Origin of the sequence: Klebsiella sp. 141162, from assembly GCF_050600755.1 — a bacterium.
Classification (GTDB): Bacteria; Pseudomonadota; Gammaproteobacteria; order Enterobacterales; family Enterobacteriaceae; genus Klebsiella; species Klebsiella aerogenes.
In genome coordinates, this window is record NZ_JAQIRI010000007.1 from 103876 (window position 1) to 116519 (window position 12644).

Sequence of the window (12644 nt, forward strand, 5' to 3'; positions counted from 1 at the left end):
GACATGAGTGCGCCAAGCCCGTCAGCGCCTGGCTTCGGGCTGTTAAATCAAAGTCCCGTAGATGGTCAGCAGCGCCATAATCACCACCACCACCAGCGAAGTTTTCTTCGCCATGGAAACCGCCGCTTTTGGCGTCTCAACCGCATCGACGTGCGGCTCGCGGGCCAGCGAGAACTGGGCCAGACGAGTTAATACCTGATACTGTGAAGAGTGACGGTCGCCTAACGAGGCAAACCACGCCGGCAGCGCTTTTTCGCCGTGACCCAGCAGCGCGTATACCACGCCAACCAGGCGCACCGGCACCCAATCGATAATATGCAGAATACCGTCAATGCCGGACTGTAAACGATGGCGCGGCGTCTGATAGCGCGCAAGCCAGGTCTGCCAGGCGCGCAGGACGCTATAGGCAGTCAGCGTCAACAACCCCCACGGGCCGCCGACCACCAGCCAGAACAGCGGCGCGAGATAGTAGCGATAGTTGATCCATAGCAGCGCGTTCTGCAGTTCACGCAGATACTCCTGGCGATCGCAGCCCGGCGGCACGCCGTGAATCAGCGTTAGCTCGCTGGCCATCGAATCGCAGGCGTGGCTATCGTTGTTCGCCGCCGCCTTCAGATAGGCATGATAATGCAGGCGCACCTTACCCGCGCCAATACACAGCAGGCCAAGCAAAATCCAGAACACCAGCAGCGGTACGTTAAATAGCTGCCCCTGTAGCAGGCGTTGAATAACATATACCACCGCCACCGCGACGACGGTCATCAGCACGGTGCCGAACAGCGAGAAATGCTTCACGCGGCGGAACAGTACCTCCAGGCGATGATCGAGCTGCCAGTGCTCGCCAAGCTTGAAAAGACGCTCGGCGATGAGAACCAGCAGCGTAGTAAACAACGTCATGGTATCTCCTTATGTGACGATGCGGCCAACATACCGCGATATTTTGCCCAATCAAAGGCCGGGCCGGGATCCGTTTTGCGTACCGGCGCGATATCGCAATGGCCGGTAATATTATCAGCAATACCAGGATAACGCTGGATAAGCACCCGGGTAATCGCCGCTAGCTGCTGGTACTGCGCCTCGGTGTAGGCCTGAGTATCCGTCCCTTCCAGCTCAATGCCTATCGAAAAATCATTGCAGCGCTCGCGGCCGTGATAGCTTGAGACGCCCGCATGCCATGCGCGCTTATCAAAGGGCACATATTGGACTATTTCGCCATCGCGGCGAATCAGACAATGCGCCGAAACGCGCAGATGAGCAATCCCGGCGAAGTAAGGATGCGCGTTGGCATCCAACGTACCGGTAAATAGCGCGTCAATCCACGGGCCGCCAAACTCCCCCGGCGGCAGGCTTATATTGTGTACCACCAGTAAAGAAGGGTTTTCATCGTCCGGACGGCAATCGTGATGCGGCGAAGGTACCCGACGCGCGCCCACCAGCCATCCGCCATTCAACTGCATGGGGAATCTCCTTTCGCAAACGTGGATCCCGGCGGCCCCACAGGCGACGCGAAATCCATTGGGTATGTGTGGTACAGAAACGTGGTTCAGGTTAGCATGTTTCCCACTTCTGAATCTTATCTATCTGGAGCTTTATCATGACGCCTCGTCGCTACAGCCCCGACCGCCGCCGTGACGCGCTGCTGGAACGTATTAATCTCGATATTACCGACGCCGTCGCGCAATCACTACGCGAAGATCTGGGCGGCGAAGTTGACGCTAACAACGATATTAGCGCGCAATTATTGCCGTCGGACGCGCGCTCTCACGCCGTCGTCATCACCCGTGAAGATGGGGTATTCTGCGGTAAGCGTTGGGTAGAAGAAGTTTTCATTCAGCTTGCCGGCGACGATGTCAGCATCACCTGGCACGTGGCTGACGGCGATACGGTTAAAGCCGATCAGCCGCTGTTCGAACTGGACGGCCCGTCGCGGGTGCTGCTGACCGGCGAGCGCACCGCGCTAAATTTCGTGCAGACCCTCTCCGGGGTAGCAAGCGAAGTGCGCCGCTACGTCGACCTGCTCAAAGGCACCAAAACGCAGCTACTTGATACGCGTAAAACGTTACCAGGCCTGCGTACCGCGCTGAAGTATGCGGTGCTGTGCGGCGGCGGCGCGAACCACCGTCTGGGCCTCTTTGACGCTTTCCTGATCAAAGAAAACCACATCATTGCCTCCGGTTCGGTACGCCAGGCGGTGGAAAAAGCCTTCTGGCTGCACCCGGACGTACCGGTGGAAGTCGAAGTCGAAACGCTGGATGAGCTGGACGAAGCGTTAAAAGCCGGCGCTGATATCATCATGCTCGACAATTTCACCACCGACCTGATGCGCGAGGCGGTAAAACGTACCAACGGCCAGGCGGCGCTGGAAGTCTCCGGCAACGTCACCTTCGGTACCATTCGCGAATTCGCGGAAACCGGCGTTGACTATATTTCCGTCGGCGCACTCACTAAGCACGTGCGGGCGCTCGACCTGTCCATGCGTTTTCGTTAATTCTCTCCCCGATATCCGCCGGGTATCGGGGCTATTTTTGCGAGACGCCTCGCACGCTTCGCGTGCATCTTTGAAAGCACTACCGAAAAGCTGGATGCCTGCATCCTAAGCGTATTTTTCCTCCTCGCCGCCGCAACGTAATCGCGCCAAAGTCACCCCACAACCAACAAGGAGTGACTTATGGATAAGCAACGTGGTTTTACCCTGATCGAATTAATGGTGGTTATCGGCATTATCGCCATCCTCAGCGCCATCGGCATCCCCGCCTACCAGAACTACCTACGCAAAGCCGCCCTCACCGATATGCTGCAAACCTTTGTGCCCTACCGTACGGCAATAGAACTGTGCGCGTTGGACCACGGTGGACTAACCAGCTGCGATGGCGGCAGCAACGGTATCCCCTCGCCGTCGACTACCCGCTATGTATCGGCGATGAGCGTCGCCCAGGGCGTGGTCACCCTGACCGGCCAGGAGAGTCTGAACGGGCTGGCCGTCACCCTGACCCCTTCCTGGGATAATGCCAACGGCATCACCGGCTGGCAGCGCGTCTGCGCCATTGGCGATGACAGCGCGCTAAAGCAGGCCTGCGAAGATGTCTTCCGCTTTAACTGAGGTGACAGCCATGAAAAGCGAACAGCTACTCTCACTCTGTCAGCGCCATCACGCCATTTTGTTGAAGAGCGATGAGCAGACCATCGTTATCGCCGTCGTGGATACGCCGGCGCCAGAACTGATGGAAGCGCTGCGCTTCGCTACCCAAAAGCGTATCGATATTGAATGCTGGAGCCAGGATCGAATGGATAAGCATCAGCACGAGGCGCAACAGTCAGCATCAGAGTCCGCCACGGGTAACACCCGGGGCGTAACCGATCTGCTGAATCAAATTCTGGAGCAGGCGCTGCGCCAGCGTGCCTCTGATATTCATATTGAGCCGGCGGAAAAACAGCTGCGGATACGCCTACGTGTCGATGGCGTGTTGCATGCCCTGCCGTTACTTGAGGCCGCGCTGGCTGCGCCAATAGCCGCACGGCTTAAGGTGCTGGGCAACCTCGATATTGCCGAGCATCGTCTCCCGCAGGATGGACAGTTCACTCTGACGCTGGCCGGGCGCACGGTCTCCTTTCGCATTGCAACCCTCCCCTGCCGCGGCGGGGAGAAAATCGTCCTGCGTTTATTACACCAGGTGGAACAGGCGCTGGATCTGGAAGCTCTGGGGCTCTCCTCTCGTCAGCTGGCTTTTTTCCGCGCCGCATTGAACCAGCCGCAGGGGTTGCTACTGGTTACCGGGCCGACAGGTAGCGGCAAAACCGTCACCCTGTATAGCGCGCTGCAGGCGCGAAATCGCGAAGAGGTTAATATCTGCAGCGTGGAAGATCCGCTGGAGATCCCGCTAATCGGTCTCAACCAAACGCAGATCAATCCGCGATCCGGCCTCACCTTCCAGAGCGTCCTGCGGGCGCTACTGCGTCAGGATCCGGACATCGTCATGGTCGGAGAAATTCGCGATGCCGAGACCGCGGAAATCGCCATTAAGGCCGCACAAACCGGGCATCTGGTGCTCTCTACATTACATACTAACTCCACCAGCGAAACGCTGATTCGCCTGCAACAAATGGGCGTGGCGCGCTGGATGATCTCCTCAGCGCTTTCGCTGGTGGTCGCCCAGCGGCTGGTGCGAAAACTGTGTCCCCACTGCCGGCGCGATGGCGGCCGCCCTACCGAAGTGCCGCACAGTCTTTGGCCACGCCCATTGCCCGGCTGGCTGGCGGTTGGCTGTCCGCAGTGCTACCACGGTTACTACGGCCGCCTGGCCTTATTCGAACTGCTGCCGGTGGATAGCGCGCTACGCGAGGCCATTAATCGCGATCTCAGCGCGGCGGAAATCGAAACGCTGGCCCGCGAAGCTGGCATGATGACGCTGTTTGAAAGCGGCTGTGACGCGGTGGAGCGCGGGTTGACCAGCCTGGAAGAAGTCGTGCGCGTTCTGGGGATCCCACATGGCGACTAAGCAGCTTTGGCAGTGGCGCGGGATGGATAAGCAAGGAATGCCGTGCGAAGGGGCACTCTGGCAAGAGACGCGCGCACAGGCGCTGGCATCACTGGAACAGCAGCGGATACTGCTGCTGGCGCTGCGGCGCCAAACGGTACAGGGTTCACTGTGGCGTCCGCGCTATAGCTGCGAGATTATCCGCCAGCTTGCCACGCTGCTGCAGGCTGGCTTACCGTTGGCCGAAGGGCTGGAGCTGCTGGCCCAACAACAGCCGTACAAACAGTGGCAGGCGCTGCTGCGAATGCTGGCGCAGGAACTGGCGCAGGGTGTTTCTCTCTCCAGCGCCCTGACGCAATGGCCGCGGGTCTTTCCGCCGCTCTATCTGGCGATGATCCGCACCGGCGAGCTCACCGGTAAGCTGGAACGCTGCTGCTTTCAGCTCGCGCTACAGCAGCAGGAACAGCAGCGTCTGACAAAAAAGGTAAAGAAGGCGCTGCGCTACCCAATGGTGATTCTGACTTTGGCGCTGGCGGTGGTCATGGCAATGTTGTTTTTCGTGCTGCCGGAATTCACCGCTATCTATCGGACCTTCAATACACCGCTCCCCTTGCTGACGCAAATGGTCATTCACATCGGCGATGCGTTGGCCCGCTACTGGCCGTTGCTGCCGCCGCTTTTTGCTATTCCGCTATTTCTCAACCGACTGGCCCGGCATCGGCCACGCTGGCTGCTGTTAAGGCAAAAGTTACTACACGCGATTCCGATTGCCGGTCGGCTAATCAACGGCCAACAGCTGAGCCAGATATTTACCATTCTTTCACTGACCCAAAGCGCGGGCATCAGCTTTGTACAAGGGCTGGAGAGCGTGGAGGAAACCATGGGGTGCCCGCTGTGGCGGCAGCGGATTGCACAGGCGCGCGCAGATATCATCCACGGCCAACCAATCTGGCAGGCGCTAACGAATTGCGGCGGATTCACCTTACTGTGTCTGCAGCTCATTCGTACCGGCGAGGCATCGGGAGCGCTGGATACGATGCTCGATAACCTGGCGCGCCATCATAGCGAGCAAACTCATCAACAGGCGGATAATCTGGCGACGCTGCTGGAGCCATTACTGCTGGCGGTGACCGGAACGATCGTTGGCGTGCTGGTGGTGGCAATGTATCTCCCCATTTTTCATTTGGGAGACGCGCTCGGGGGGATGGGAAGTTAATGGCTGGCGCTAAAGCGCCAGCCATCGTCATTACAGGCTGTTGAACACGCGGTTCTCTTGTTCCTGGACGCGGATAAAGGTTGTGCGTTTGGTCAGCTCTTTCAGGCGGGAAGCGCCGACATAGGTGCATGCTGAACGCAGGCCACCGAGGATGTCGCGCGCGGTATTATCAACCGGGCCGCGCAGCGGCAGCTTAACGGTTTTGCCTTCCGCCGCGCGGTACTTCGCGACGCCGCCGACGTGGCGAGTCATCGCCGATTCAGAGCTCATACCGTAAAACAGCATGAATTTTTCGCCGTTCTCTTCAACCACGGTACCGCCGCTCTCTTCGTGGCCCGCCAGCATCCCGCCGAGCATCACGAAATCGGCGCCGCCGCCAAAAGCTTTCGCGACATCGCCCGGCATAGTGCAGCCGCCATCGCTGATGATCTGGCCGCCGAGACCGTGCGCGGCATCGGCGCATTCAATCACCGCAGACAGCTGCGGGTAGCCAACGCCGGTTTTCACGCGGGTAGTACAGACGGAGCCAGGGCCGATGCCGACTTTAACGATATCAGCGCCGGAAAGAATCAGTTCTTCACACATCTCACCGGTCACTACGTTGCCGGCAATAATGGTTTTTTGCGGCCAGGCGGCGCGGGCTTTCGCCACGAACTGAACAAAGTGCTCAGAGTAGCCGTTAGCCACGTCGATGCACACAAAGTTCAGTTGCGGATTCTGCGCCAGGATCTGCTGAGTTTTTTCAAAGTCCGCATCAGAGGTGCCGGTGGAAACCATCACATGCTGCAGCACTTCTGCAGATTCGCTCTGCACAAACGCCTGCCATTCTTCAACGCTGTAGTGCTTGTGCACGGCGGTCAGAATGCCAAAAGCGGACAGGGCTTTCGCCATGCTGAAGGTGCCGACGGTATCCATGTTAGCAGCGATAATCGGTACGCCGGACCAGGTCTGGCCTGAATGCTTAAAGGTGAATTCACGTTCCAGCTGAACATCAGAACGGCTTTTGAGGGTAGAGCGCTTCGGGCGGATAAGAACGTCTTTAAAACCTAGCTTCAGATCTTCTTCAATACGCATGTGCGAATTCCTGGGGTTAATTGCATTAATGTGAGAGCACAACTCCAGTGACGCTATCATACGCACGAATCATAGCCGCGCAAGACTGCGATTTTCACTTTTTTTACGCTACAATCGTTTAAATTTACCTGGTGAATAGCGAAAAACACGCTCGTGTGCTTTCCTTACCAGTGCATCATTTTTAACCAATTGATTTTCATATATAAAGAAAGTAACGATTCACATTATGGATACTTTTTCGATTTAGCAAAATCTCGATTAAGCTATCCCCGGCGCCTGACGGGCGTGGTGAATCGCCAGGGTTTTGAACAATAATGTGACATCGGGATTGAAGTGTATGGGGTATACGGTAGCGTTAACAGGCGGCATCGGTAGCGGTAAAAGTACCGTTGCCGACGAATTTGCTCACCTGGGCGTAACCGTTATCGACGCCGATATTATTGCGCGCCAGGTTGTAGAACCCGGTACACCTGCCCTGCTCGCCATCGCCGAAAGATTTGGTCCACAGATGCTCAACGACGATGGCTGCCTGAATCGCCGCCGCTTGCGCGAGCGTATTTTTGCTCATAGCGAGGACAAGGCCTGGCTTAACGCGCTGCTGCATCCGCTGATTCAGCAAGAAACGCGCCGTCAGATGCAGGCCTCAACCTCGCCTTATCTCCTCTGGGTCGTACCCTTGCTGGTCGAAAACCGCCTGACCGATAAAGCCGATCGCGTGCTGGTTGTCGATGTGCCGAAAGAGACGCAAATCGAGCGCACCATGCGCCGCGATGGGGTCAGTCGCGAACACGCTGAACATATTCTTGCCGCCCAGGCGACGCGCGAACAGCGTCTTGCCGCAGCGGATGATGTTATTGAAAACATGGGCTCCGCGGATGCCGTCGCATCCCACGTCGCCCGCCTGCACGAAAAGTATTTAATGCTGGCATCGCAGGCCGCCTCACAGGAAAAATCGTAATGCATACCCCTGTTCTCTTCGAACATCCGCTCAATGAGAAAATGCGCACCTGGCTGCGCATTGAATTTTTATTTCAGCAGCTCTCTTCTCGCCCCACCATCGCCAGCTACGCGGACGCCCTCCATTTTTTCCGCAATACCGGCGATCTCCTGGATGTGCTGGAACGCGGTGAAGTGCGTACCGATCTGCTGAAAGAGCTGGAGCGACAACAGCGGAAATTACAAACCTGGGCCGAAGTGCCCGGTGTCGACCAGCAGCGTATTGATGCTCTGCGTCAGCAGCTTAAACAGTCCGGCAGCACCTTGATTTCCGCTCCGCGCATTGGCCAGTTTCTTCGTGAAGATCGACTGATTGGCCTGGTGCGCCAGCGTCTGAGCATCCCCGGCGGCTGTTGCGGCTTTGATTTACCAACGCTACATATCTGGCTGCATATGCCGCAGGAATATCGTGATGAGCAGGTGGCGAGATGGTTAGCGAGCCTGACGCCGCTGATGCAGTCGCTGGAGTTGATCCTTGATTTGATTCGTAACTCTGCGCCTTTCCGTAAGCAAACCAGCCTCAATGGCTTTTATCAGGATAACGGCGACGATGCCGATCTGCTGCGCCTGCGCCTGGATCTCGCAAGCCAGCTGTATCCGCAAATTTCCGGCCATAAAAGCCGCTTCGCTATCCGTTTCCTGCCGCTGGACAGCGAGCATGGCATCGTGCCGGAACGCTTTGATTTTGAACTGGCTTGTTGCTAAGGAGATACTATGTCAGAAGAGACTATCGTTAACTGCCCAACCTGCGGTAAAAACGTCGTCTGGAGCGAACAAAGCCCGTTTCGCCCGTTTTGCTCGAAGCGTTGCCAGCTTATCGATCTTGGCGAGTGGGCGGCGGAAGAGAAACGTATACCCAGTTCCGGAGACTTGTCTGATAGCGATGACTGGAGCGAGCCGCAGCAGTAACCTTCCCTATCGCTAATCCGGGACGATCCGGATTAGCATTTCAGGCCGGCGCCGGGTTGCACGGCGCTCAGGCAAGCGTAATAAGTTTATTGATAATCGGCTCGTTCGCCGGCGGAAATGCCTGCGGATCCAGCGCCCGCTGAGCCATCCACTGCCCCGGTTGCCCTTCTTTGCCCCACGGCTCGCCTTGCCAGTTTTCCACCAGGAAGAACCATAGCGTGATATGGCGGTCAGGGAACTGATAATCCAGTTTGTCGAACAACGTGGACGTCGTCACCGTAATCCCGACCTCTTCCTGCAGTTCACGTACCAGCGCCTGTTCCGGCGTCTCACCTGATTCTATTTTGCCGCCGGGGAATTCCAGTTTATTAGCCATATGCGCGTCTGCGGCACGCTGGGTAATAAAAATTTCGCCTTGCGGATTGCGAATTATCCCGACGGCGATTTGCAGTTTTTTCATTGAATCAGCTCCATAAAAAAGGCGCAGAAATCTGCGCCCTGGTTTGCTTTTTATCAGCCCTTAGCTCAGACGGCCGTGGCACTGTTTATATTTTTTACCGGAACCGCACGGGCACGGATCGTTACGCCCAACTTTACGGTCGCCGGTCTGTTCCGCCAGCGAAGCGGCAGCCAGAGTATCGTCATCCTGGTGGCTCAGCTGCTGCATCTGCGCGAGACGCTCTGCCTCTTCGCGACGTTGCTGTTCCATCTCTTCGACTTCTTCCGGCATCCGCACCTGTACCTTGCTCAGGGTGCTGATGACTTCATACTTCAGCGATTCGAGCATGGCTGCGAACATTGAGAAGGATTCGCGCTTGTACTCCTGCTTCGGATCTTTCTGCGCATAGCCGCGCAGATGAATACCCTGGCGCAGGTAGTCCATCGCCGCCAGGTGCTCTTTCCACAGGGAATCCAGCGTTTGCAGCATGACGCCTTTCTCGAAGTGACGCATCATTTCGGCGCCGACCACTTCTTCTTTACGCTGGTAGGTTTCTACCGCGCTCTGCAGAATACGTTCGCGCAGGGTCTCTTCGTGCAGCTCCGGCTCTTTATCCAGCCACTCTTTGATTGGCAGATCAAGGTCGAAGTCGTTTTTCAGACGTTCCTGCAGGCCTTCGATATCCCACATCTCTTCCAGCGACTGCGGCGGAATGTGCGCATCGATAGTGGCTTTGAAGACATCTTCGCGGATGCTGTTGATGGTTTCGCTCACGTCGGAGATATCCAGCAGCTCGTTACGCTGGGTGTAAATAGCGCGACGCTGATCGTTGGCGACGTCATCATATTCCAGCAGCTGTTTACGGATATCGAAGTTGCGGCTTTCCACTTTACGCTGAGCGTTGGCAATCGCTTTGGTCACCCACGGGTGCTCGATAGCTTCGCCCGGCTTCATCCCCAGTTTACGCATCATGCCGGATACGCGATCGGAGGCGAAGATACGCATCAGGGCATCTTCCATCGACAGGTAGAAGCGGGAAGAACCGGCATCACCCTGACGGCCAGCACGGCCACGCAGCTGGTTATCGATACGGCGGGATTCATGACGCTCGGTACCAATGATGTGCAGACCGCCTGCGGCCAGTACCGCATCGTGGCGCACCTGCCAGTCAGCTTTGATCTTTTCAATCTGCTCCGGCGTTGGATTTTCCAGCGCGGCGACTTCTGCCTGCCAGCTACCGCCGAGCATAATATCGGTACCGCGCCCCGCCATGTTGGTAGCGATGGTGACCGCAGCCGGATAACCCGCCTGGGCGACGATATCCGCTTCGCTGGCGTGGAACTTGGCGTTCAGGACGTTGTGCTTGATGCCGGCTTTCGTCAGTTCGCGGGAAACCACTTCAGATTTTTCGATTGAGATAGTACCGACCAGCACCGGCTGACCGGCGGCGGTACGATCTTTAATATCTTCGATAATCGCCTGAATTTTTTCCGCTTCGGTCATATAGACCAGATCCGCCATATCCTTACGGATCATCGGACGGTTAGTCGGGACGACAACGGTATCCAGTTTATAGATGGAGCTGAATTCAAAGGCTTCGGTATCCGCGGTACCGGTCATCCCCGCCAGCTTCTCGTACAGACGGAAGTAGTTCTGGAAGGTGATGGATGCCAGAGTCTGGTTCTCGTTCTGGATCTCCACGCCTTCTTTGGCTTCTACCGCCTGGTGCAGGCCATCGGACCAGCGACGCCCCTGCATCGTACGGCCGGTGTGTTCATCGACGATGATGACTTCGCCATCTTTCACGATGTAGTCAACGTCGCGGGTAAACAGCGCGTGGGCGCGCAGCGCGGCGGTAACATGGTGCATCAGCATAATGTTGGTCGGAGAATACAGCGATTCGCCTTCCTCCATGATGCCTTCCTGCACCAGCAGCTCTTCGATCAGTACCAGACCGCGTTCGGTCAGGTTAACCTGGCGAGCTTTCTCATCCACGGAGAAGTGGCCTTCACCGGTAAAGGTGTCGGAGTCTTCCTTTTCCTGGCGGATCAGGTGCGGAATAATTTTGTTCACCTTGCGATACATTTCGGAGCTGTCTTCAGCCGGGCCGGAAATGATAAGCGGGGTACGCGCTTCGTCGATCAGGATGGAGTCCACCTCATCCACCAGCGCATAGTGCAGCTTACGCTGTACGCGCTCTTCCGGACTGAACGCCATGTTATCGCGCAGATAATCGAAGCCGTATTCGTTGTTGGTACCGTAGGTGATGTCGGCCGCGTAGGCTTCACGCTTCGCCGGCGCAGGCAGGCCGGACATATTGATGCCCACGCTCATACCGAGGAATTCGAACAGCGGACGGTTGTTTTCGGCGTCACGCTGCGCCAGATAGTCGTTGACGGTAACGACGTGAACGCCTTTACCGGTCAGCGCGTTAAGGTAGGCCGGCAGGGTCGCGGTCAGGGTTTTACCTTCACCAGTACGCATTTCCGCGATGCAGCGGTCGTTCAATACCATACCGCCCAGCAGCTGCACGTCGAAGTGACGCATACCGAAGACGCGTTTACTCGCTTCGCGCACCACGGCAAAAGCTTCCGGGATCAGGCTTTCCAGACTTTCACCTTTCTCCAGACGCGCGCGGAATTCTCCGGTTTTGGCTTTGAGCTCATCATCAGAGAGCTTTTCCATCGCCGGTTCCATACCGTTGATGATATTGACGACTTTGCGCATACGACGCAGCGTACGGTCGTTACGGCTACCGAACACCTTAGTTAACATTTTAATTAGCATAATAAAATCTCAAACGCCCCGCAGTGCGGAGTAAAAAAATAGGATGGTCCGTGTTTATTTTCAGCTGAGACGTTGAGGCCCTGCGCGGATCCCCGCTACCTGGCTTATCCAGGCGCTGACGCGGAAGACAGAATAAGAGGAAGGGATATAAGCTGCCTGGCGGATAACCACCGGCGGTCTGCTGTCCTGGGTCAGCAGCGCGCTGAGCGTATCGAGCAGGGCCAGATGCTGAGCCTGAAGCGGCGACGATTCTTCCGCCACCGGCAAAACCTGCGGCGCCATCGCGAACGACAGATGGCGAATGACGGTGCGAATCGCATGCTGATGCCAGTAATCGACGGTAAAATTCGGCCGACGGTTGGCCTCCAGCAGCGCCAGCTGGGAGAAGTTAACTTTATTCGGGTTATGGTTGCTGGCCGTGGCTTTCGCCGGCGTAGTGGTTTCGTGGCTGTTGTTAAGCGCAGGCAGGCCGAGGCTAGCCGCGACCATCCCCAACAGGAGATGCGGCCAAAAATACCGTCTGCCAAACTGTCGCCAACGCGTCAGCAATCCACTCACTTTCTTTACCTTTAGTTGGTATTCCTGCGTCCTTTCAGGCGGTCCATTTTATTGGCGGTCTTCGCAGTACAGCCTGAAATCGACAGGATAAAGCAACCCAGAGAAAAATTTTGCGCCCAAATACTAACATTAATACCGCGCCGAGACAGCAGGAATGAACGCTAATGCTGCGGTAAAACGCTTAATAAAG

Annotated in this window: 13 protein-coding genes; 7 read left to right on the top strand and 6 right to left on the bottom strand. The window is 56.7% G+C overall.

What is annotated here, in order from left to right:
* Positions 1-42 precede the first annotated feature (42 nt).
* Both ampE and ampD read right to left on the bottom strand, forming a co-directional pair.
* Positions 43-897 (bottom strand): beta-lactamase regulator AmpE, encoded by an 855-nt coding sequence (gene ampE, locus PGR23_RS18435; RefSeq protein WP_047050168.1) that lies wholly within the window; start codon positions 895-897, stop codon positions 43-45.
* Positions 894-1457, bottom strand: a complete 564-nt coding sequence (ampD, locus tag PGR23_RS18440) for a 1,6-anhydro-N-acetylmuramyl-L-alanine amidase AmpD (RefSeq protein ID WP_396279915.1) — start codon at positions 1455-1457, stop codon at positions 894-896. The genes ampE and ampD overlap by 4 nt, the downstream gene beginning before the upstream one ends.
* 137 nt (positions 1458-1594) lie before the next feature.
* Between ampD and nadC the strand changes: the two genes are divergently transcribed.
* The 4 genes from nadC (at position 1595) to hofC (ending at position 5691) form a co-directional block, all read left to right on the top strand.
* Positions 1595-2488, top strand: coding sequence for a carboxylating nicotinate-nucleotide diphosphorylase (gene nadC / locus PGR23_RS18445; protein WP_396279916.1), 894 nt, complete (start codon positions 1595-1597; stop codon positions 2486-2488).
* Between the two features lie 180 nt (positions 2489-2668).
* Positions 2669-3100, top strand: a complete 432-nt coding sequence (gene ppdD / locus PGR23_RS18450; RefSeq protein ID WP_020079603.1) for a prepilin peptidase-dependent pilin — start codon at positions 2669-2671, stop codon at positions 3098-3100.
* 10 nt (positions 3101-3110) lie between these two features.
* Positions 3111-4496 carry a type II secretion system protein GspE gene (gene gspE, locus PGR23_RS18455; protein ID WP_396279917.1) on the top strand — a complete coding sequence of 462 codons (1386 nt, stop codon included), beginning with the start codon at positions 3111-3113 and terminating at the stop codon, positions 4494-4496.
* On the top strand, positions 4486-5691 hold the full coding sequence (hofC, locus tag PGR23_RS18460; protein WP_047078138.1) for a protein transport protein HofC: 1206 nt from the start codon (positions 4486-4488) through the stop codon (positions 5689-5691). Before gspE ends, hofC begins: the two co-directional genes overlap by 11 nt.
* Positions 5692-5721: 30 nt before the next feature.
* Here hofC and PGR23_RS18465 read toward each other — a convergent pair whose 3' ends face one another.
* Positions 5722-6765 (bottom strand): GMP reductase, encoded by a 1044-nt coding sequence (locus tag PGR23_RS18465; protein WP_047042678.1) that lies wholly within the window; start codon positions 6763-6765, stop codon positions 5722-5724.
* 337 nt (positions 6766-7102) lie between these two features.
* On the opposite strand from PGR23_RS18465, the gene coaE reads away from it, so the two are divergent.
* From coaE to yacG, 3 genes are read left to right on the top strand one after another with little or no spacing between them, the layout of a single operon-like run.
* Positions 7103-7723, top strand: coding sequence for a dephospho-CoA kinase (gene coaE / locus PGR23_RS18470; protein WP_047078139.1), 621 nt, complete (start codon positions 7103-7105; stop codon positions 7721-7723).
* Complete coding sequence (gene zapD / locus PGR23_RS18475) at positions 7723-8466, top strand: cell division protein ZapD (protein ID WP_032709885.1); 744 nt, start codon at positions 7723-7725, stop codon at positions 8464-8466. Before coaE ends, zapD begins: the two co-directional genes overlap by 1 nt.
* A gap of 9 nt (positions 8467-8475) precedes the next feature.
* Positions 8476-8670 carry a DNA gyrase inhibitor YacG gene (gene yacG / locus PGR23_RS18480; protein WP_015368237.1) on the top strand — a complete coding sequence of 65 codons (195 nt, stop codon included), beginning with the start codon at positions 8476-8478 and terminating at the stop codon, positions 8668-8670.
* 67 nt (positions 8671-8737) lie between these two features.
* Here the strand turns inward: yacG and mutT are convergent, their stop codons facing one another.
* From mutT to secM, 3 genes are read right to left on the bottom strand one after another with little or no spacing between them, the layout of a single operon-like run.
* Positions 8738-9130, bottom strand: coding sequence for an 8-oxo-dGTP diphosphatase MutT (gene mutT / locus PGR23_RS18485; protein WP_032709884.1), 393 nt, complete (start codon positions 9128-9130; stop codon positions 8738-8740).
* A gap of 60 nt (positions 9131-9190) precedes the next feature.
* Positions 9191-11896: a preprotein translocase subunit SecA gene (secA, locus tag PGR23_RS18490; protein ID WP_032709883.1), complete on the bottom strand. Its 2706-nt coding sequence runs from the start codon at positions 11894-11896 to the stop codon at positions 9191-9193.
* A gap of 60 nt (positions 11897-11956) precedes the next feature.
* Entirely contained in the window at positions 11957-12454 is a 498-nt protein-coding gene (secM, locus tag PGR23_RS18495; protein ID WP_396279918.1) for a secA translation cis-regulator SecM, read from the bottom strand.
* Positions 12455-12644 lie beyond the last annotated feature (190 nt).

Coding starts and splice junctions, on each gene's coding strand:
- ampE (WP_047050168.1), bottom strand. CDS start 897: ATGACGTTGTTTACTACGCTGCTGGTTCTCATCGCCGAGCGTCTTTTC.
- ampD (WP_396279915.1), bottom strand. CDS start 1,457: ATGCAGTTGAATGGCGGATGGCTGGTGGGCGCGCGTCGGGTACCTTCG.
- nadC (WP_396279916.1), top strand. CDS start 1,595: ATGACGCCTCGTCGCTACAGCCCCGACCGCCGCCGTGACGCGCTGCTG.
- ppdD (WP_020079603.1), top strand. CDS start 2,669: ATGGATAAGCAACGTGGTTTTACCCTGATCGAATTAATGGTGGTTATC.
- gspE (WP_396279917.1), top strand. CDS start 3,111: ATGAAAAGCGAACAGCTACTCTCACTCTGTCAGCGCCATCACGCCATT.
- hofC (WP_047078138.1), top strand. CDS start 4,486: ATGGCGACTAAGCAGCTTTGGCAGTGGCGCGGGATGGATAAGCAAGGA.
- PGR23_RS18465 (WP_047042678.1), bottom strand. CDS start 6,765: ATGCGTATTGAAGAAGATCTGAAGCTAGGTTTTAAAGACGTTCTTATC.
- coaE (WP_047078139.1), top strand. CDS start 7,103: ATGGGGTATACGGTAGCGTTAACAGGCGGCATCGGTAGCGGTAAAAGT.
- zapD (WP_032709885.1), top strand. CDS start 7,723: ATGCATACCCCTGTTCTCTTCGAACATCCGCTCAATGAGAAAATGCGC.
- yacG (WP_015368237.1), top strand. CDS start 8,476: ATGTCAGAAGAGACTATCGTTAACTGCCCAACCTGCGGTAAAAACGTC.
- mutT (WP_032709884.1), bottom strand. CDS start 9,130: ATGAAAAAACTGCAAATCGCCGTCGGGATAATTCGCAATCCGCAAGGC.
- secA (WP_032709883.1), bottom strand. CDS start 11,896: ATGCTAATTAAAATGTTAACTAAGGTGTTCGGTAGCCGTAACGACCGT.